We start from the raw sequence: 18,587 nt of genomic DNA, 5'->3' as shown, positions 1-18,587 counted from the left end.
GCGGGGGCAGCGCCCGAGTCCACGCGACGGGCCGCGGCGCACCCCGCCGGACGGCGCCGCTCAGGACGCCAGCAGCCGCTTCCGGCTCTCCTCCACGTCGAAGTCCCCCGGCGGGTACGTCGGGTCCAGGGCCTCCAGGTGTTCGAGGAGGAGCTTGCTGATCGCCCAGTTCCGGTACCACTTGCGGTCCGCCGGGACGACGTACCAGGGGGCCGCGTCCGTCCCGCAGCGCTCCAGGGCCAGTTCGTACGCCTTCTGGTAGTCCGGCCACAGGGCGCGTTCCTCGATGTCGCCCGTGCTGAACTTCCAGTGCTTGTTGGGGTCGTCGAGGCGTTCGAGGAGCCGGCCGCGCTGCTCCTCGTACGAGAGGTGCAGGAAGACCTTCACCACCGTCACCCCGTCGTCCGCGAGGGACTTCTCGAAGTGGTTGATCTGCCGGTAGCGGCGCTTGGTCTCGGAGCGGGAGACCAGGTCGTGGACGCGGGGGACGAGGACGTCCTCGTAGTGCGAGCGGTCGAAGATGCCGATCTCGCCCGGCAGGGGGAGCGCCTTCTCGATCCGCCAGAGGAAGGGGTGCTCCCTCTCCTCCGGCGTCGGGGCCTTGAAGGCGCGCACCCGGCAGCCCGAGGGGTTGAGGAAGCCGATCACGTGCTTGACCGTGCCGCCCTTGCCGCTGGTGTCCATGCCCTGGAGGACCAGGAGCAGCCTGCGCCGGTCCCCGGCGGTGCTCGACGCGTACAGCCGCTCCTGGAGCCCGGCGAGGCGCGGCCCCAGGGCGGCGGTGGCGGCCACCCCGGCCGCCTTGTCGGCGGGGCCCGCCGGGATGCCCCGGGCGTCGTACGAGGCGAGGTCGACCGGCTCGCCGACGGGCACGCGCAGCACGTCACGCAGGACCGGCTCCCGCTCCTCTCGCCGCTTCTTCCCGTCGCTCTTCTTCGCCATCGCGCGCTCCTTCCGCAGTCCCGCCCGCCTTCCCCCGATCCTCCGCCGCAACCGGGCCGTCCGCGAGCGCGCGCCCGCCCGGCAGGTGGTGGAAGAGGAGGTTCAGGAGGAAGGCGGCGAGGGCCGCGCTCGTGATGCCGCTGCCCAGGACGATGCGGGACCAGGCGGGGAAGCCGTCGTAGACGCCGTCCGCGACCTCCGGGAGGAGTCCGACGCCGAGCGCGACCGCCGCGATCGTCAGGTTGTGGCCCCGGTCCAGGTCGGCCCGGCGCAGGGTGTTCACGCCCACCATGGCGACCGTCGCGAAGAGCACCAGACCGGTCGCGCCGACCACCGGCCCCGGGAGCGCGGCGACGACGGCGCCGAGCCGGGGGACCAGGCCGAGGGCGACCAGGATGCCGCCCGCGACGGCGGTGACGTACCGGCTGGCGACCTTGGTGATGCCGATCAGGCCGACGTTCTGGGAGAAGACGGTGTCCATGAAGGAGTTCATGGCGCCGCCGAGGACGCCGGAGAGCCCGTCGGCCGCCAGGCCGCGCGCCAGGTCCCGGTCCGTGACCGGCCGCCCGGTGGCCTCGCCGACGGCGAGCATCGCGGCCGTCGACTCGGTGAAGATCACCAGCATCACCACGCACATCGCGACGACGACGGTCGGCGGGAACTGCGGCGCCCCGAAGTGGAAGGGGGCGGCGAGCCCCACCCAGTCGGTGCCGGAGACGCCGGAGAAGTCCGTGAGCCCCACGGGCACGGCGGCGAGGGTGCCGAGCACGAGGGCGAGCAGCACGCCGATCTGGCCGAGGAAGCCGCGGGCGAAGCGGGTGAAGAGGACGAGGAAGAGCAGCACCCCCGCCGCCAGGGCGAGCCGCTCGCCCGAGGCGTGGTCCGGGGCCTCCGGGTCGTTCCCGGTGATGAGCCCGGCCGCGACCCCGATGAGGGAGAGGCCGACGACGGTGATGACCGTGCCGCTGACCAGCGGCGGGAAGAAGCGCACCAGCCGTGCGAACGGCACCGCCACCAGGAGCCCGAAGAGCCCGGCCGCCAGCATCGAGCCGTAGACGGCGGGCATCCCGTACTCCTGCTCGATCAGGATCATCGGGGTCACGCCCGCGAAGGTCGCCCCGGTGACGATCGGCAGCCGGATGCCGAGGACCTTCCCGACGCCGAGGCTCTGGATCAGGGTGACGAGACCGGCGATCAGCAGGTCGGCGTTGATGAGCAGGGCGATGGCGGCCGGATCGAGCCCGGCCGCGCCGCCGAAGACGAGGGGGACGGTCACGCAGCCCGTGTACATGATGAGCACGTGCTGGGCGCCGAGGGCGGCGAGACGGCCGAGCGGGGGCCGCCGGTCCACGGGGTGAAGTGCGGGAAGGGTCACCCGCGCATTCACGCAAGCGTTCGTTTTCGAGAGGGGGCGGTCGCGCTACGGACGTGTAACGCGACCGCCCGCCGGGAGCCTCAGCGCCAGGGGCCCGTCACCGCGAACGTCGTCCCGGGCGCGTAGCAGTTCACGTACATCGTGCTCCGGTCCGGGGAGAAGGTGACCCCCGCGAACTCCCCCCACTCCGGGGCGTCGGGCGTGCCGATGTTCTGCCGCCCCCGCGCCACCGGGTAGACCTCGCCCCGCTCGCTCACCCCGAAGACGTGCTGCGCGCCGCCGCCGTCCTCGCTGACCATCAGGCCCCCGGTCGGCGCCAGACAGATGTTGTCCGGCGACTCGCCCGGCAACTGGACGTCGGTGCTCGGGCCGAAGACCACGACGAGGGTGAGCCGGCGCCGGTGCGGCTCGTACTTCCACACCTGGCCGAAGTGGGTGGCCGCCGAGCCGTCCCCGGTCCGCGCGAACGAGGACACGAAGTAGACGGCCCGCCCGCCCCAGTAGCAGCCCTCCAGCTTCTGCGCGTGCGTGATGCCCTTCGGCCCGAAGTCCTGGAACCTGATGGGCGTTCCGGCCGCGAGCGGATCCGGTACGGGGACCCATTCGACGCCCTCGAAGCGGGCGCCGGTCTCCTGGACCGCGGAGAGGTCGGGGACGTCGGGCACCCGCATCGCCTCCAGGGCGCCGCCCGCGCGCAGCGAGCCCGTGCCGCCGAGCGGCTTGCGGGGGAGGAAGCGGTAGAAGAGCCCGAAGGGGCGGTCGAAGGCGTCCTCCGTCTCGTACACGATGCCGCTGTGCGGGTCGACGGCGACGGCCTCGTGCTGGAAGCGGCCCAGGGCGGTGAGCGGGACGGCCCCGGTGCGGCGCGGGTCGGCGCCGTCGACCTCGAAGACGAAGCCGTGGTCCTTGGCGTAGCCGTTCGTGCCGGCCTTGTCCTCGGTCTCCTCGCAGGTCAGCCAGGTGAGCCAGGGCGTGGGCCCGCCCGCGCAGTTCACCGCCGTGCCCGCGACGGCGACCCGCTCGCCGAGGACGCGGTTCCGCCCGTCGAGTTCGAGGACCGTGCAGCCGCCCTTGGCCGCCGGGTCGTAGGTGAGGCCGGGGACGGTCGGGACGCCGATCTTCCCGGTGGCCTTGTTCTCGTGGTTGCGGACCAGGTGCACCCGGCCCCGGTGGCCGGGGAAGGCGCCCATGCCGTCGTGGTTGCTCGGGACGGGGCCCTCGCCGGAGCGCAGGGGGTCGCCCTGCCGCGAGAGCACCTCGTAGCGGAAGCCGGCCGGCAGGTCGAGGAGACCGGCGGGGTCGGGTACGAGGGGGCCGTAGCCGCCCCGGGGCGGAGGGCCGCCGGGGCCGGCCGAGGCGGTTCCGGCGAAGAGTTCGGAGAGGGCGCCGGTGAAGGCGATCCCGGCGACGGACGCGCCGGTGCGGGACAGGACCTGACGTCGTGTTGCGGACATGGGCAACGGGCTCCCCTGTTGGCGGACAGGATGTGACGCTCCGTCGTGTCACGTGTTGCCTGTGTGACGTGCGACCCGCACGTGTGTATCACGCACTCCGGTGGCGCGTGAACCATGCGGGCCGCAACTGCCCCGTGTGGCGCGGTTTATGACTCTAGGTCAGGCCAGCTCGGCGGTGAGCGTGATGGTCGTGCCCGACAGCGCCTGGCTGACCGGGCAGTTCTTCTTCGCGTCCTCCGCCGCCGACCGGAAGCCTTCCGGGTCCAGGCCGGGGACCTCGCCGCGCACGGTCAGGTGGATGCCGGTGATGCCCTCGCCCGGCTGGAAGGTGACGTCGGCCTTGGTCTCCAGACGGGTGGGCGGGTTCCCGGCGCCGGTCAGGCCGTGGGAGAGCGCCATCGAGAAGCAGGAGGAGTGCGCGGCGGCGATCAGCTCCTCCGGGCTGGTCTTCCCGTTCGGCTCCTCCGACCGGGCGGGCCAGGAGACGTCGTACGAACCGATGCCGGAGGAGTCGAGGGTGACGACGCCGGAACCCTGGATGAGGTTGCCCTCCCAGACGGTGTGGGCGTGACGCACGGTGGCCATGGTGAATCCCTTTCGATCGATCGGGTACGGCCCCCAAGCTACTGCGCGACGAGCCCCTTCGCGTCGCGGGCGAGCGCGGTGAGCCGCGAGATCGCCCGGAAGTACTTCTTGCGGTATCCGCCGTTCAGCATCTCCTCGCTGAACAGGCGGTCGAAGGGCAGACCGGAGGCGAGGACCGGTATCTCGCGGTCGTAGAGCCGGTCGGCCAGGACGACCAGCCGCAGCGCGGTCGACTGGTCGGGCACGGGCCGCACGTCGGTGAGGCAGACGGCCGTGAGGTCGTCGGTCAGGGCGCCGTACCGGCTCGGGTGGACCCTGGCCAGATGTTCGAGCAGGTGCGGGAAGTCGTCCAGGGAGGCGCCCGGCGTGGCGTACGCGGTCTCCGTGACGGTCTGGTCGGAGTGCGGCGCGGGGGCCTCGGGCAGGCCCCGGTGGCGGTAGTCCTCGCCGTCGATCCGCAGCGGCCGGAAGTGCGCGGAGAGGCCCTGGATCTCGCGCAGGAAGTCGGCGGCGGCGAAGCGGCCCTCGCCGAGCTTGCCCGGGAGCGTGTTGGAGGTGGCGGCGAGCGCCACGCCCGCCTCGACCAGCTTGCCGAGCAGGCTGGAGACGAGGACGGTGTCGCCCGGGTCGTCCAGCTCGAACTCGTCGATGCACAGGAGCCGGTGCCCGCTCAGGGTCTTCACCGTCTGCTGGAAGCCGAGCGCACCGACCAGGTTCGTCAGCTCCACGAAGGTGCCGAAGGCCTTCAGGGCGGGCTCGGCGGGGGTCGCGTGCCAGAGCGAGGCGAGCAGGTGGGTCTTGCCGACGCCGTACCCGCCGTCCAGGTAGACCCCGCGCGGCCCGGTGGGGGCGGCGGGCCTCTTCGCGAACCAGCGGCGCTTCCCGGCGCCGGAGGCGTGCGCGCCGCCCAGCCCCTCGGCGAAGGCGCTCAGGACCTCGACGGCCTGCGTCTGGCTGGGCTGGTTCGGGTCGGGGATGTACGTGTCGAAGCGCGCGGAGTCGAAGCGCGGGGGCGGCACCATCTCCGCCACGAGGCGCTCGGCGGGGACGTGGGGCTCTCGGGAGCAGAGCGAGAGCGGGGCCGCTGCGGAGGAGACGGCTTCGGTGAGGGCACGGGTCGACACAGTTCCCCACTGTAAGCGCCGTGTCAGACTGCCAGAATGCGACGCCTGTTCCCTGTGACGGACATGACAGCCGAATCGGCCGGGCCGGCCGCGCCCGCCGCACCCGCCCGCGGGGCCGGACCGGAGGGCGGCGAGTGGTCCCTCGACGCGCTCGCCGACGCCTACGCCTATCCGGAGGGCGACGGGTCCTGGCTGCGGGCCAACATGGTCTCCTCGCTCGACGGCGCCGGCCAGCACGAGGGCCGCTCCCAGCCGCTCTCCTCCGAGACCGACATGCGGATCTTCGGCACCCTGCGGGGGCTCGCCGACGTGATCGTGGTGGGTGCGGAAACGGTACGCCTGGAGGGGTACCGCCCCGCCCGGGCGCGGGAGGCCTTCGCCGCCCGCCGGGCCGCCGCCGGACAGGGCCCGGCCCCGGTGATCGCCGTGGTCAGCGCCTCGCTCGACCTGGACTTCTCGCTTCCGCTCTTCACGGAGCCGCTGGTGCCGACCCTGGTCCTCACCGGGACCGGGGCGCCCCCGGAGCGGGTCGGGGCGGCCCGGAAGGCGGGGGCCGAGGTGCTGTTCGCGGGCGACGGGACCCGGGTGGACCCGGCCCGCGCCCTGGCGGCGCTGTCGGAGCGCGGCCTGCGCCGCCAGCTCACCGAGGGCGGGCCCCGGCTGCTCGGCCAGTTCGTGGCGGCGGAGGTCCTCGACGAGCTGTGCCTGACGATCTCGCCCACGATGACGGCGGGCGACGCCCAGCGGATCGCCGGAGGCCCGCCGGTGGCCGTCCCGACACGCTTCCAGGTGGCTTCCGTCCTTGAGCGGGACGGCTTCCTCTTCACCCGCTACCTTCGGATCTGACAATCGCGGAATTCATCGTTCCGCTTACCGTCCGCTGGGCACACTTACTGTCGCAGACCCCGTGCGAACACGGGGAAGGATGGTTTCCGCAGAAGGGCTCCCGAAGTGTTCACAAGCGTTCTGATGATCGAGAAGCCCCTGACGTCCGTCGACGTGGAATTCGTCACCACGCTGCACGGCGACGAGGGCGTGTCCTTCATCGTTCTGATGCAGCCGCGCGGTGACCAGGCCGATGTACTGCTGCGCGCCATCGACGACGTGGCCATGGGCGAACTGAAGGAAGCGGCCCGCGAGGGCGAGGAGCCGGAGGGCAAGGAGGCCCGGCCCCCCGCCGAGCAGGCCCTGGAGCACTCGCTCCGGGCGCTGAGAGACGCCGGCTGCGAGGCGGTCGGCCAGGTCGTCGAGGACCACCCGCTCGACCGGATGAAGGCGGTCGTCGACGAGGCGGGGGCGGACGAGGTGATCGTCCTCACCGCACCGCACTACGTGGAGGAGTTCTTCCACCGCGACTGGGCCTCCCGGGCCCGCCACAAGGTCGGCGTCCCCGTCCTGAAGCTCTTCGCGCACAGCGAGTGACCGGACGCTGACGGCCGGGCCCGCGCTCCGTGCAGGGGGCGCGGGCCGGGCCGTGCCCTGCGGGGCGGGCGCGCGGTGAGCGACTAGGCTGGTGAGGCCCCCACACTCCACTTGTGGGGACCCACTTTCAGGCACTGACGAAGCAGACCCCGGGGAGAGATCCGCATGGCACCCGCCATTCCCGCCGCCATGGAACGGCCGCACTTCATCGGCATCGGCGGTGCCGGGATGTCGGGCATCGCGAAGATCCTCGCCCAGCGCGGCGCCAAGGTCGCGGGCAGCGACGCCAAGGACTCCGCGACCGCCGAGGCCCTGCGCGCCCTCGGCGTCACCGTGCACATCGGCCACGCGACCGAGCACCTGGCCGACGACGCCTCCGCCGTCGTCGTCTCCAGCGCCATCCGCGCCGACAACCCCGAGCTGGCCCGCGCCGCCGAGCTCGGCATCCCGGTCGTGCACCGCTCCGACGCGCTCGCCTCCCTCATGGACGGCCTGCGCGCGATCGCGGTCGCCGGGACGCACGGCAAGACGACGACCACCTCCATGCTGGCCGTCGCCCTCACCGACCTCGGCCTCGACCCCTCGTACGCCATCGGCGGCGACCTGGCGGGCCCCGGCACCAACGCGCTGCACGGCGACGGCGAGGTCTTCGTCGCCGAGGCCGACGAGAGCGACCGCAGCTTCCAGAAGTACGACCCCGAGGTCGCGATCGTCCTCAACGTCGAGCTGGACCACCACGCGAACTACGCCTCCATGGACGAGATCTACGAGTCCTTCGAGGCCTTCACCGCCAAGATCCGCCCCGGCGGCACCCTCGTCGTCGGCGAGCACGCGGGCGCCCGCGAGCTGGCCCGCCGGGTCGCGGACCGCGAGGGCCTGCGGATCGTCACCGTCGGCGAGTCCGAGGACTCCGACGCCCGCATCCTGAAGATCGTCCCGAACGGCATGAAGAGCGAGGTGACCGTCGCCCTCGACGGCACCGAGCACACCTTCACCGTCTCGGTCCCCGGCCGCCACTACGCCCACAACGCCGCCGCCGCGCTCGCCGCCGGCGCCCGCGTCGGCATCGACCCGGCCGACCTCGCCCGGGCCCTCACCGCCTACACCGGCGTCGGCCGCCGCCTCCAGCTCAAGGGCGAGGCGAAGGGCGTCCAGGTCATCGACTCGTACGCGCACCACCCCACCGAGATGACCGCCGACCTGGAGGCCATGCGGGGCGCCGCCGGTGACTCCCGGCTCCTCGTCGTCTTCCAGCCGCACCTCTTCTCCCGCACCCAGGAGCTGGGCAAGGAGATGGGCGACGCGCTGGCCCTCGCGGACGCCTCCGTCGTCCTCGACATCTACCCGGCCCGCGAGGACCCGATCCCGGGCATCACCAGCGAGCTGATCGTCGAGGCCGCCCGGAAGGCCGGCGCCGACGTGACGCCCGTCCACAACAAGGGCGCCGTGCCCGAGATCGTCGAGGGAATGGCCGGACCCGGCGATCTCGTTCTCACCATGGGAGCGGGCGACGTCACGGACCTCGGCCCGCGCATCCTGGACCACCTGTCGAAGTAGTGCGGAGCAGAGGGAGCGAGCCCATGGCGTACGACGTCGAGAAGCCGGACGAGCAGTGGCGTGCGGAGCTGACCCCGGCGGAGTACCAGGTGCTGCGCCAGGCGGGCACCGAGCCCGCCTTCCGCGGTGAGTACACCGACACCACCACCCGGGGCGTCTACTCCTGCCGGGCGTGCGGCGCGGAGCTGTTCACCTCGAACGAGAAGTTCTCCTCGCACTGCGGCTGGCCGTCCTTCTACGACCCGAAGGACTCCGACGCGGTCGAACTGATCGAGGACCGCTCCCACGGCATGGTCCGCACCGAGGTCCGCTGCTCCCGCTGCGGCTCCCACCTGGGCCACGTCTTCGCGGGCGAGGGCTACCCGACCCCGACGGACCAGCGGTACTGCATCAACTCGATCTCCCTGCGGCTGGAGCCCCGCGAGGGCTGAGCCGGCAGGACGGAGGGGCGGGACGGTGCGACCGTCCCGCCCCTCCGTCGCGACGTCGGCTACCCGGCGTCGACGGTGATCTTCTCGGCGCCGATCCGCCGCATCCGCTCGGTGCCCCAGTCCCCCAGGGCGGCCAGGGCGGCGTTGAGCGAGACGCCGTGCTCCGTCAGGGAGTACTCCACCTTCGGCGGAACCTCGGGGAAAACCTCGCGGTGCACGAGCCCGTCCTCCTCCATCTCCCGCAGGTGCTGGACCAGCATCTTCTCGCTGACGCCCGGCAGGCCGCGCCGGAGCTCGGCGAACCGGCGGATCCCGTGGTCGTGCAGCTCCCAGAGGATGAGCGCCTTCCACTTGCCGGCGAGCACGTCCATCGCCGCGTCGACCCCGCAGAAGTAGGGACCACGTCGTGCCGATGCCCTCATCAGCCCTCCCCCGAACCGTACTTACCCCAAGGTGAGTACCCCACCAATTAGTCCGTACTGGTCAACCCTACCGGCGGTGGAGAGGATCGAAACCGAGCGCAGAACACGAGCGAAGGACACGAGGGGAAGCCCCGGGATGACGACCGACGGCAACGGCAACGGCAATGACAGCGGCACCGGCAATGACAGCGGCAGCGGCAGCGGCAGGAGCGACGAGCGGGTGAGCGTGCTCGGTCTGGGAGCGATGGGCAGCGCCCTCGCGGACGCCCTGGTGAAGGCCGGTCACGCGACGACCGTGTGGAACCGCTCGCCGGGGAAGGCGGACGGCCTCGTCGCCCGGGGCGCGGAGGCCGCCGCCACGGCCGGGGACGCGGTCCGGGCCGGACGGCTGGTGATCGTCTGCCTCCTGGACCACGCGTCGGTCCACGAGGTGCTCGACCCGCTCTCCCGCGAGCTGGCCGGACGGGCCCTGGTCAACGTGACCACGACCTCGCCCGAGCAGTCGCGCGAGCTGGCCGCCTGGGCTGACCGGGCCGGGATCGCGTACCTGGACGGCGGCATCATGGCCGTACCGCAGATGATCGGCGAGCCCGGCTCCTCGGTCCTCTACAGCGGGTCGGCCGACGTCTTCCGGCGGTACGAGCCGCTGCTCGACCTCTGGGGGACCAGCACCTACTTCGGCGAGGACCCGGGACTCGCCTCCCTGTACGACCTGGCCCTGCTCGCGAGCATGTACGTCATGTTCGCCGGGTTCATGCACGGCGCCGCCATGGTCGCTCCGGCCGGCGTGACGGCGGGCGAGTTCGCCGCCATGGCCGCGCCCTGGCTGACCGCGATGACCGGTTCCTTCCGGGAGTACGCCGAGGTGATCGACGGCGGGGACTACACCGTGGAGGGACAGCAGAGCCTGGAGTTCTCCGACCTCGGCGACATCCTGACCGCCAGCTCCGACCAGGGCGTCGGCACCGAGGCGGTCGCCATGGTCCAGGGGCTGATCCGGCGTCAGATCGACGCGGGCCACGGGGCGGAGGGCTTCGCCCGCATCTTCGAGAGCATCAGGCGGCCGGCCCAGGGCGTCTCGCCGCGGACGTGACATATCCCCGGCCCGGTGATCGTTTCGGTCGTATGATCGAGCGCGATCACCGGGGTCACGGGGAAGCGAGGGCCGCACGGGCGTCGAGACCGACGCCGCCGCGCGCCCGCCCCCCCGGAGCCGGTCCAAAGGGGGAGTAACAACATGCGCAGATTAGGGGCCGCCGCGGCCGGGGGCGTCCTGATGGTCCTCGGCATCGGCCCGAGCGGCAGCGTGGCCGCCGCTCCGCCGCCACCGGCGGGCACGAACCTCCAGGTGCTCAGCTGGAACGTGTGCGACGTCGTCCGCTGGGGCGGCTGTACGGAGCGCCGGACGGCCGAGAAGGTCGCCCTGCTCAAGCGGCAGGTCACCGAGAAGTACGTGCAGGCCATGCTGCTCCAGGAGGTCTGCCAGAGCACGCTGAAGGAGCTGCTCGGGCAGCTCGGCCCCGCCTGGAGCGCCCACTTCACCCCGTACCACTGGTCGCAGAAGGGCGTTCTGACGGTCAGTCCGTGCGCGACCAAGCCGGGCACCAGCCAGCCCGCGGACCCGGACGACGACGTCGGCACCGCCATCGTGGTCAAGGCGGGTCTGGAGGACCCGGTCCAGTACCCCATGATCCGGGCGAGCACCCAGCTGGTCCCGCCGTTCCAGTGCGCCACCGCCACCTACTTCGGGGTCCGGCTCTGCAACGCCCACCTGCCGCGCAGCCAGTCCGACGACGACTTCCCCGGCCTCGACTACCGCGACGACCACATGCTCGCCGTGAAGGACGTCGTCGACGACCACCCGCAGGTCGTCTTCGGCGGCGACTTCAACACCCAGCCGCCCGACGCCGGGCCGTCCTCCGCCAAGGTCTGGAAGCCCGCCGAGCTGTACTCCACCGGTACCGGGCAGCCCGGGTACGCCGAATGCGACCAGGTCGGCCTGCCGGGCACCACCAAGCCGCGGAACGGGCGCCCGACCCACGACAGCAACGTCAAGATCGACTACCTGTTCGGCAGCCTTCCCGGCCGCTGGTGCGAGGTGGAGCCCAAGGCCCCGGCCGGCACGGCCAACCTCTCCGACCACCGGTACCTGATCTACAGCACGGTCGTCGCGCCCTGACCCGGCCCCTCCGTCCCGCTCCCGACCACGAAACGGATTCCACGTGCCCGACACCATTCCGCTTCCGTCCCCGCTGCCGTCCCTCGACGCCCAGGCGGACCGGCTGATCGACCTGGGCGTGCCCGCGCTCGCCGGGCTGAGCGCCGACGAGGTGCGGTCCTTCGCGGCGAAGGCCGGCGGCGGTACGGAGGGCTCCCTGCTCGCCGTCCACCCCGGCGCCCTGCCCGCCTCGGCGCTCGCCCCGCTGCTGCGCCACGCCGAGCGGCCCGGCTTCGTCGTCACCGACATGCCCGACGTCGACCTCTTCGCCCCGACGGGCGTCGAGCTGCCCGACGGCCCCCTCTACCTCGTCGACGGCGCCGACCGCGGCGACCGCATGTCCAACTGGAGCCCCGACGAGGCCCTTCCCGCCCTCACCGGCGAGGGCCGCACCCCCATGCTCCTCACCGAGGGAATGCACTGGGTGCTCCAGACGCCGGACGTCCTCGTCCGCAACCACTGCTTCATGACCATCGGCTCCCGGCTGCGCAAGGCCAACGGCTCCTGGGACGCCCGCACCCCGGCGATCTGGATCAGCAACGGCACCGGCCGGGACGGCCGCGAGCGGCGCGACGCCCCCAAGATCGGCTGGTGCTGGTGGAACAACCGCCACACCTGGCTCGGCTTCGCCTCCACCACCGGCCGGCGCCCCGGCGCCTACTGATCTTTTCGTTAGTCGGGTGGGGTTGGTGGGTGGAGGGTGAGGCCGGTGTGGGCGAGGAGGCATCAGGGCGGCTGGGGGTTGTGGTTGATGCGGTGGATGCCCTGTTCGGCGACGCCGGCGACGTCGGCGAGGTGGTCGCCGGCGAGGTTGGCGAGCTCGCGTTTCTTGAGCGAGGACCACAGCGGCTCCACCGGGTTGAGCTCGGGTGCGTAAGGGGGTAATCGCTCGAGGGTGAGCCAGTCCTGCTCGGCGACCCAGGCTCGCACGGCCCGGCTCCAGTGAGCCGACAGGCCGTCCCGGACCAGGACCACTCGCTCACCGCGGTAGAACGCCTTCATCTGCTCCAGGACCTCGATGAGTGCGGTGGTGTCGTAGCCGCCGGGTTTGAGGTGGAAGCACAAGCGAGGACCCCGATCGGGGTCGGTAGCGTGATAGCCGAGGGCCGCGGCCATCGAGGCACGTTTCCAGTTCAGCCGGTGTCGCAGGAGAGGTGCGCGGCCGCGGAGTGCGTAGGTGCGGCGGACCTGCGGCAGCAGCGAGACGCCCGATTCGTCGAGGAAGACGATCCAGGCACGTGTGTTCACCGACCCCTTTTGATCCGCAGCCACTCGTGCGCGATCCAGCGGGCGATCTCGGACTCGTCTCTTTCGACCGCACGTCGTTCGGGTCGCCGCAGGCTCCATCCGAGCCGGCCGGTCAGCAGCCGCCACACCGACGCCTTCGACAGCGCCACCCCGGTCACCCGCTCGACCACCAGGCCGACCCGCTCCAGCGTCCACAGATCGGCCTCGAAACCATGGGCCCGGGCGCCTTGCTCCAGCGCGGCCCGCACCCGCTCGACCTGGGCATCGTCCAGCTTGGGCGGGCGACCGGTGGCCGGGCGCCGACGCAAGGCGTCGGCGCCGCCCTCCTCCCGGACCCGTCTCCACCGCCGCACACTCTCCTCGCTGACCCGCAACGTCTCCTTCCGGCGCTTCCGCGACGGCGTCACACCACACGGGTGGAGGCGGGGCGATGTCGCTGATGCACGGAGAGCCGGGTGCATGTGCTTCCGTGCTGGATGTCCTCAGGGAGGTTCCCGAGCAGAGGGGGCGAAGGACGGAGTGGCCGAGTCGTCTAGTTGAATGGGTGACGACATTTGGGTCACCGTGGCCGCCGCGATGCAGCAGCGTGTCGCGTGTGCGGAGGGGATCACCATGCGCCAGGCCGCTCAGGAAGCGGGCGTCTCGTCGTTCGGGCGGATGCTGCGGCGGTTGCGGCTCGACCACGGGCTGACGATGGAGGAGCTCGCGGAGGCCTCGGGCGTGTCGATGCGGGCGATCGGCGACATGGAGCGGGGGCGCAGCGCGCGACCCCGGCGGGGGACGGTTACCGCGCTGGCGCAGGGCATGCGGCTGGAGGGGGCGGCGTACGACGGGTTGATGGCGGCGGCGCGGGCGGCCCGGGCGTCGGACAGGGGGGCCTCGCCCGTACGCGTGTCGCCCTGCATGCTGCCGAGGGGCGTGCCGGACTTCGTGGGGCGGACGGACGAGCTGGCCGTGCTGCGCGACCTCGCCCGGCGAGCGGCCACGGACGACCGGCCCGGAGCGGGTGCACAGCGTTTCCCGACGCTTCCGGTGGCGGTGGTCTCGGGTGTGCCGGGGAGCGGGAAGACGACGCTCGCGGTGCGGCTCGCGGAGGAATGCGCTCCCGCGCTCTCCGACGGCGCGTTCTTCGTGGACCTGCGCGGCCTGGACGAGCGGTCGCTGAGCGCCGACGAGGCGGCGATGCGGCTACTGGGAGCCTGGGGGGCGGGGGATTCCGCCGGCGCCCAGTTGAGCGCGGAGGACCGGATGGCCCTCTACCACGCCACCGCGGCTGAACTGTGTGCGGTGGTGGTGCTGGACAACGCGCGGGACGAGGCGCAGGTCAGACCGTTGCTGCCGGCGCGGGGGCGGGTGCTGGTGGTGGTCACCAGCCGCCACACCCTGGCCGGTCTGTCGGGGGTGCGGCGGGTGGCGCTGGGCTCGCTGTCGGAGCGGGAGTCGACGGCGCTGCTGCGGGCCGTGGTGGACGACGGGCGGGTGGAGGAGGATCCGGCGGCGGCGGGATCGGTGACCGAGCTGTGCGGGCACCTGCCGCTGGCGGTGCGGGTCGCGGCCAACTGGGCGGCCACCCGCTCGAACTGGAGCCTGCGGCGGCTCGCGGCGCGGCTGGCGGACGAGGACCGCCGGGTGGACGCACTCAGCGCCGGGGACCTGCGGGTCAACTCGGCGTTCTCACTGTCGTACTCACGCCTCTCCCCCGAGACCGCGCGGATGTTCCGGCTCCTGTCACTGGTCCCCGGCGGGGACTTCAGCGCCCCACTGGCGGCCGTGGTCGCGGGGGCGGCGCTCCTGGACGCCGAGGACCTCCTGGAGGAACTCCTCGAAGCCGGACTCCTGATGACATCCCGCGGCGACCGCTACCGCTTCCACGACCTGCTGCGGTTGTACGCGCGCTCCCGACACCGCGAGACCGACAGCCAAGAACGCTCGATGCAGGCGTCGACGGATCTGCGCACGTGGTTGCTCGAGACGGTCTTCGCGGCAGGACAGGTGTTCGGCACGGGCGACAGGGCGTCGGTCTCCCCGCGCTTGAGGCACATCGACCTGACCGGTCGGGACGAAGCTCTGGCCTGGCTGAAGGCCGAGGGCGACAACTGGCTGGCGGCGTACCGCCAGGCAGCCGGTATCGGTGAGCACCACACGGTCACGGCGACCGCGGGCGCTGTGGAGGAGGCGGTGGGAAGCTGGATCTCGTGGGGCCACTGGGCAGAGGTCTTCGAACTGGCCGCCCGGTCCTCGGCCGTATCCGGTGACCAGGTGTCGGAGGCTGCGTTCCGCAGCACTCTCTCCTGGGTCCTCTGGCAGTGCGATCGCCGTCATCAGCCCGCGATCGCAGCCGCGACCTCCGCGCTCGCCCTTGCCCGCGACTGCGGCGACCTCGTCCAGCAGGCGAGGGCCCATCTCTACCTCGGTTGGCTCCAGGACGCGGCCGACGACGCGGCGCCCGCCGCCGACAACGTCCAGCAGGCCATGGACCTGTTCGACGAGGCCGGCGAGTTCCACCGGTACCTCCAGGCGGCCAACCTCAGCATCACGACGCTCCGCAAGGCCGGCCGATCGCAGGAGGCCGTGGACACCCACCGCATGGTCGTGCGCGCCCTCGCCGATCCCGCCCATGCCGACCGGATACCGCCGAACGTCATGACCGGCGTGATCTCCGCCTACCACGTGTCGTACGTGTACTTGAACGAGGGCCGGTGGGAGGAGGCGGTCGAGGCGCTCAGCTCCATCCGCGGCGAGCAGGAGGCCCGCGGCTACTACCGGGCCGCGGTGAAGGTGTACCTCTACCTCGGCCATGCCCTCGCCCGCCTCGGGCGGAGCGACGAGGCGGAGACCGCCTACCGGGCCGTGCTCGACCTCGGCGTCCCCCCGCCCCCGGAGCTGCTGGACGAGACGCACGCGAGCCTCGACGCACTGGCCGCGGGGATGCTCCCGACGCGCACGGCCTTCGAGTAGGGGCCGTCCGGCGGGCACGTCCGATGGGCACTTTCGAACTGCTCATGGTGCTGCCTGGGACGGACCGCGGTCCGCTGTTTGGCTGATCGGGACGGAGGAACCGCAGGCCCGAGCGCCCCGGCTCCCTCCGACTCCGTGATGTGCGAGGCAGGAAGGAGCGTCGGGTGTCCCCGATGCCGACAGCGGACGCGGTCCGTGAAGACACACAGCTCAGCCACTGGCAGGAGCGGCTGCGCAGGGTCCTGGGCGCGGTTCGGGTCACCACGGCGGACGGCACCTCGCCGGGCGGGACGGTCGTCACCGCCCGCCTGGGCCACGTCGACGTCTCCCGGGTCGAGTCGGACGCGCAGCGCGTGGCCCGCACCGCGCGCGCCCCGCGCCACGGCGAGGCCCCTGACGTGCTCCTCGCCCTGCTCAGGGGCGGCACCATGGCCCTCGTCCAGGACGAAGGCCACGTCGTCGCAGACCAGGGCGACCTGCTGGTATGGGACGAAGCCAGGCCGTACTCGCTCCACTGCGGCGGCCCTTTCACCGCTCTGGTGCTGCGGGTGCCGCGCTCGCGGCTCGGGTTGTCCGACGACTCGACGCGGAGTGTCGCGCTGTCGGCCTTCGCGTCGTCGGCCGGGACCGCGGGGTTGCTCGGCACGGTCGTCTCCACCCTCGCCACGTCACCGGCCTCGTACGCCCCCTCGGTGGCCGGCCGGCTCGCGGACAGCGTCGTCGATCTCCTGTCCATCCTGCTCCTCGAACGCTCTCGGCCGGGCGACCACGGGGCAGGTGAACGGGCCGCACTGGTCCGGCGGGTGCGCGAGCACATCGACCGGAACCTCCAGGACCCCGCCCTGTCCCCGCGGACCGTGGCGCGCGACCACCACATCTCCGTGCGCTACCTGCACCGCGTCTTCCAGCCGGAGGACACCACCGTCGGACGGCTGATCCAGCAGCGCAGGATAGAGCAGAGCGCCCGCGAGCTGGCGCGGCACGAGCTCCGGACGCTGTCCGTCGCGGCCGTCGCCCTGCGGTGGGGCTTCGCCAACCCGGCCCACTTCAGCCGGGTCTTCCGCCGGCGCTACGGGTGCACGCCGGTGGAGTGGCGCAGGAGCGGCAGCCGCGCGTGACCCGGCCCGGGCTCAGTCGAAGCGCAGATCGGCGATCTGCCGTTCCAGAGCCGTGACCTCGTCCTCCGTGTCGGCCGCCGGCCGGTTCCCGCGGGCGGTCATGAGAGCGGCCAGCTCACCGCCCGCGCGCAGGATGCGGGAGGGCAGGCCGTCGGCGTACTCGTCCCCGCCCGCTCCCCAGTCCTCGGACGCCGCGTACACCGCCGTGGGCACGACGACCGAGCGCAGGTAGGCGAAGAGCGGCCGCATGGCGTGCTCAAGGACCAGCGAGTGGCGGGCGGTACCGCCGGTCGCCCCGATCAGGACCGGGGTGCCGGTCAGGGCACCGGGGTCGATCAGGTCGAAGAACGACTTGAACAGGCCGCTGTAGGACGCGGTGAAGACGGGGGTCACGACGATCAGGCCGTCGGCCGACGTCACGGCCTCGACGGCGGAGGCCAGGCGTGGGGGCGGGAAGCCGGTCACGAGGTGGTCTGCCACGCTCCTGGCCAGCTCGCGCAGCTCCACGACCTCGACGATCGGCTCGTCATGGTCGGCACGGAGCTGTGCGCGGACGGCGTCGACCAGCCGGTCGGCCAGTAGGCGCGTCGAGGAAGGCGTGCTCAGCCCGGCGGAGACGACGGTCAGCTTCACGCCGCGGTCACTCCTCCGCGCACGGACGCGGCGACGCGCGCCGCATGGGTGGGGGCGTCGGGGACGCCGGCCGGGCGGAGCTTGGCGAACTCCTCGCGCAGGACGGGGACGACCTGCTCACCGAGGATGTCCAGCTGCTCCAGGACCGTCTTCAGCGGCAGCCCCGCGTGGTCCATGAGGAACAACTGCCTCTGGTAGTCGCCGACATGGTCGCGGAAGGTCAACGTGCGCTCGATGACCTGCTGCGGGGAGCCGACGGTCAGCGGGGTCTGCTCGGTGAACTCCTCCAGCGACGGACCGTGCCCGTAGACGGGCGCGTTGTCGAAGTACGGCCTGAACTCCCGTACGGCGTCCTGGGAGTTGGCCCGCATGAACACCTGGCCACCGAGACCGACGATCGCCTGCTCCGGGGCGCCGTGGCCATGGTGGGCGTAGCGACGCCGGTAGAGCTGCACCATGCGTCTGGTGTGGTCCGCGGGCCAGAAGATGTTGTTGTGGAAGAACCCGTCACCGTAGAACGCGGCCTGCTCGGCGATCTCCGGGGAGCGGATCGAGCCGTGCCACACGAACGGCGCGACACCGTCGAGGGGGCGCGGCGTGGCGGTGAACGCTTGGAGGGGCGTGCGGAAGGCCCCTTCCCAGTCCACCGTGTCCTCGTCCCACAGTCGGCGCAGCAGGGCGTAGTTCTCCTTCGCCAGGGCGATGCCCTGACGGATGTCCTGGCCGAACCAGGGGTAGACCGGCCCGGTGTTGCCGCGCCCCATCATGAGGTCGACGCGGCCGTCGGCGAGGTGCTGGAGCGTCGCGTAGTCCTCCGCGATCTTCACCGGGTCGTTCGTGGTGATCAGGGTGGTGGCCGTGGAGAGGGTCAACCGCTCGGTCCGGGCGGCGATGTGACCGAGCAGGGTGGTGGGGGACGACGGTACGAACGGCGGGTTGTGGTGCTCACCGGTGGCGAAGACGTCGAGGCCCACCTCCTCCGCCTTGAGGGCGATGGCGACCATCGCCTTGATCCGCTCGTGCTCGCTCGGAGCACGGCCGGTCGTGGGGTCGGGGGTGACGTCCCCCACGGTGAACACGCCGAACTGCATGGGATACCG

19 protein-coding genes are annotated in these 18,587 nt (G+C 72.3%); 9 read left to right on the top strand and 10 right to left on the bottom strand.

The window, feature by feature from the left end; genetic code table 11:
- Positions 1 to 60: 60 nt before the first annotated feature.
- The 5 genes from ACIQD7_RS04075 to zapE all read right to left on the bottom strand — a co-directional run bounded on the left by ACIQD7_RS04075 (position 61) and on the right by zapE (position 5,480).
- Positions 61 to 942, bottom strand: a complete 882-nt coding sequence (locus ACIQD7_RS04075) for a PPK2 family polyphosphate kinase (protein ID WP_402439189.1) — start codon at positions 940 to 942, stop codon at positions 61 to 63.
- Entirely contained in the window at positions 884 to 2,293 is a 1,410-nt protein-coding gene (locus ACIQD7_RS04070) for a nucleobase:cation symporter-2 family protein (RefSeq protein WP_402439187.1), read from the bottom strand. Before ACIQD7_RS04070 ends, ACIQD7_RS04075 begins: the two co-directional genes overlap by 59 nt.
- A 104-nt stretch (positions 2,294 to 2,397) precedes the next feature.
- Positions 2,398 to 3,771, bottom strand: coding sequence for an alkaline phosphatase PhoX (locus ACIQD7_RS04065; RefSeq protein WP_402439185.1), 1,374 nt, complete (start codon positions 3,769 to 3,771; stop codon positions 2,398 to 2,400).
- 159 nt (positions 3,772 to 3,930) lie between these two features.
- Positions 3,931 to 4,356, bottom strand: coding sequence for an OsmC family protein (locus tag ACIQD7_RS04060; RefSeq protein WP_402439183.1), 426 nt, complete (start codon positions 4,354 to 4,356; stop codon positions 3,931 to 3,933).
- Between the two features lie 38 nt (positions 4,357 to 4,394).
- Complete coding sequence (zapE, locus tag ACIQD7_RS04055) at positions 4,395 to 5,480, bottom strand: cell division protein ZapE (RefSeq protein WP_402439181.1); 1,086 nt, start codon at positions 5,478 to 5,480, stop codon at positions 4,395 to 4,397.
- A 36-nt stretch (positions 5,481 to 5,516) separates the two neighbouring features.
- Here zapE and ACIQD7_RS04050 point away from each other — a divergent pair, with 36 nt between their 5' ends.
- The 4 genes from ACIQD7_RS04050 to msrB all read left to right on the top strand — a co-directional run bounded on the left by ACIQD7_RS04050 (position 5,517) and on the right by msrB (position 8,890).
- On the top strand, positions 5,517 to 6,326 hold the full coding sequence (locus ACIQD7_RS04050) for a pyrimidine reductase family protein (RefSeq protein WP_402439179.1): 810 nt from the start codon (positions 5,517 to 5,519) through the stop codon (positions 6,324 to 6,326).
- Positions 6,327 to 6,431: 105 nt separating this feature from the next.
- Positions 6,432 to 6,902, top strand: coding sequence for an indole-3-glycerol phosphate synthase (locus ACIQD7_RS04045; protein WP_402439177.1), 471 nt, complete (start codon positions 6,432 to 6,434; stop codon positions 6,900 to 6,902).
- A 165-nt stretch (positions 6,903 to 7,067) separates the two neighbouring features.
- Entirely contained in the window at positions 7,068 to 8,459 is a 1,392-nt protein-coding gene (gene murC / locus ACIQD7_RS04040) for a UDP-N-acetylmuramate--L-alanine ligase (protein WP_401422481.1), read from the top strand.
- 23 nt (positions 8,460 to 8,482) lie between these two features.
- A complete protein-coding gene (gene msrB / locus ACIQD7_RS04035) occupies positions 8,483 to 8,890 on the top strand; it encodes a peptide-methionine (R)-S-oxide reductase MsrB (protein ID WP_121831270.1) in 408 nt (135 codons plus the stop codon).
- A 59-nt stretch (positions 8,891 to 8,949) separates the two neighbouring features.
- Here msrB and ACIQD7_RS04030 read toward each other — a convergent pair whose 3' ends face one another.
- Complete coding sequence (locus ACIQD7_RS04030; protein WP_121831269.1) at positions 8,950 to 9,312, bottom strand: helix-turn-helix domain-containing protein; 363 nt, start codon at positions 9,310 to 9,312, stop codon at positions 8,950 to 8,952.
- Between the two features lie 136 nt (positions 9,313 to 9,448).
- Between ACIQD7_RS04030 and ACIQD7_RS04025 the strand changes: the two genes are divergently transcribed.
- The 3 genes from ACIQD7_RS04025 (at position 9,449) to ACIQD7_RS04015 (ending at position 12,194) form a co-directional block, all read left to right on the top strand.
- On the top strand, positions 9,449 to 10,405 hold the full coding sequence (locus tag ACIQD7_RS04025; protein ID WP_402439174.1) for an NAD(P)-dependent oxidoreductase: 957 nt from the start codon (positions 9,449 to 9,451) through the stop codon (positions 10,403 to 10,405).
- A 144-nt stretch (positions 10,406 to 10,549) separates the two neighbouring features.
- Positions 10,550 to 11,491, top strand: coding sequence for an endonuclease/exonuclease/phosphatase family protein (locus ACIQD7_RS04020; RefSeq protein ID WP_402439172.1), 942 nt, complete (start codon positions 10,550 to 10,552; stop codon positions 11,489 to 11,491).
- 43 nt (positions 11,492 to 11,534) lie between these two features.
- The gene (locus tag ACIQD7_RS04015; protein ID WP_402439171.1) at positions 11,535 to 12,194 is read left to right on the top strand and encodes a DUF5701 family protein; all 660 of its coding nucleotides are present in this window, start codon (positions 11,535 to 11,537) and stop codon (positions 12,192 to 12,194) included.
- Between the two features lie 62 nt (positions 12,195 to 12,256).
- Here the strand turns inward: ACIQD7_RS04015 and ACIQD7_RS04010 are convergent, their stop codons facing one another.
- Positions 12,257 to 12,778: a transposase gene (locus ACIQD7_RS04010; protein ID WP_402439170.1), complete on the bottom strand. Its 522-nt coding sequence runs from the start codon at positions 12,776 to 12,778 to the stop codon at positions 12,257 to 12,259.
- The gene (locus ACIQD7_RS04005; protein WP_402439168.1) at positions 12,775 to 13,131 is read right to left on the bottom strand and encodes a winged helix-turn-helix domain-containing protein; all 357 of its coding nucleotides are present in this window, start codon (positions 13,129 to 13,131) and stop codon (positions 12,775 to 12,777) included. Before ACIQD7_RS04005 ends, ACIQD7_RS04010 begins: the two co-directional genes overlap by 4 nt.
- A gap of 187 nt (positions 13,132 to 13,318) precedes the next feature.
- Between ACIQD7_RS04005 and ACIQD7_RS04000 the strand changes: the two genes are divergently transcribed.
- Entirely contained in the window at positions 13,319 to 15,736 is a 2,418-nt protein-coding gene (locus ACIQD7_RS04000) for a helix-turn-helix domain-containing protein (RefSeq protein WP_402439166.1), read from the top strand.
- Between the two features lie 173 nt (positions 15,737 to 15,909).
- A complete protein-coding gene (locus ACIQD7_RS03995) occupies positions 15,910 to 16,854 on the top strand; it encodes a helix-turn-helix domain-containing protein (RefSeq protein WP_402439164.1) in 945 nt (314 codons plus the stop codon).
- A 12-nt stretch (positions 16,855 to 16,866) separates the two neighbouring features.
- Here the strand turns inward: ACIQD7_RS03995 and ACIQD7_RS03990 are convergent, their stop codons facing one another.
- Positions 16,867 to 17,487 (bottom strand): FMN reductase, encoded by a 621-nt coding sequence (locus tag ACIQD7_RS03990; RefSeq protein WP_402439162.1) that lies wholly within the window; start codon positions 17,485 to 17,487, stop codon positions 16,867 to 16,869.
- Complete coding sequence (locus ACIQD7_RS03985) at positions 17,484 to 18,578, bottom strand: LLM class flavin-dependent oxidoreductase (protein WP_402439160.1); 1,095 nt, start codon at positions 18,576 to 18,578, stop codon at positions 17,484 to 17,486. Before ACIQD7_RS03985 ends, ACIQD7_RS03990 begins: the two co-directional genes overlap by 4 nt.
- Positions 18,579 to 18,587: the final 9 nt, after the last annotated feature.

Origin of the sequence: Streptomyces sp. NPDC093071 (genome assembly GCF_044754545.1) — a bacterium.
Classification (GTDB): Bacteria; Actinomycetota; Actinomycetes; order Streptomycetales; family Streptomycetaceae; genus Streptomyces.
The sequence above is the reverse complement of the archived record's forward strand: the minus strand, read 5'-3'. Positions and strand labels throughout refer to the sequence as shown.

Coding starts and splice junctions, on each gene's coding strand:
- ACIQD7_RS04075 (WP_402439189.1), bottom strand. CDS start 942: ATGGCGAAGAAGAGCGACGGGAAGAAGCGGCGAGAGGAGCGGGAGCCG.
- ACIQD7_RS04065 (WP_402439185.1), bottom strand. CDS start 3,771: ATGTCCGCAACACGACGTCAGGTCCTGTCCCGCACCGGCGCGTCCGTC.
- msrB (WP_121831270.1), top strand. CDS start 8,483: ATGGCGTACGACGTCGAGAAGCCGGACGAGCAGTGGCGTGCGGAGCTG.
- ACIQD7_RS04020 (WP_402439172.1), top strand. CDS start 10,550: ATGCGCAGATTAGGGGCCGCCGCGGCCGGGGGCGTCCTGATGGTCCTC.
- ACIQD7_RS04030 (WP_121831269.1), bottom strand. CDS start 9,312: ATGAGGGCATCGGCACGACGTGGTCCCTACTTCTGCGGGGTCGACGCG.
- ACIQD7_RS03995 (WP_402439164.1), top strand. CDS start 15,910: ATGCCGACAGCGGACGCGGTCCGTGAAGACACACAGCTCAGCCACTGG.
- ACIQD7_RS04025 (WP_402439174.1), top strand. CDS start 9,449: ATGACGACCGACGGCAACGGCAACGGCAATGACAGCGGCACCGGCAAT.
- murC (WP_401422481.1), top strand. CDS start 7,068: ATGGCACCCGCCATTCCCGCCGCCATGGAACGGCCGCACTTCATCGGC.
- ACIQD7_RS03985 (WP_402439160.1), bottom strand. CDS start 18,578: ATGCAGTTCGGCGTGTTCACCGTGGGGGACGTCACCCCCGACCCCACG.
- ACIQD7_RS04060 (WP_402439183.1), bottom strand. CDS start 4,356: ATGGCCACCGTGCGTCACGCCCACACCGTCTGGGAGGGCAACCTCATC.
- ACIQD7_RS04000 (WP_402439166.1), top strand. CDS start 13,319: ATGGGTGACGACATTTGGGTCACCGTGGCCGCCGCGATGCAGCAGCGT.
- ACIQD7_RS04050 (WP_402439179.1), top strand. CDS start 5,517: ATGCGACGCCTGTTCCCTGTGACGGACATGACAGCCGAATCGGCCGGG.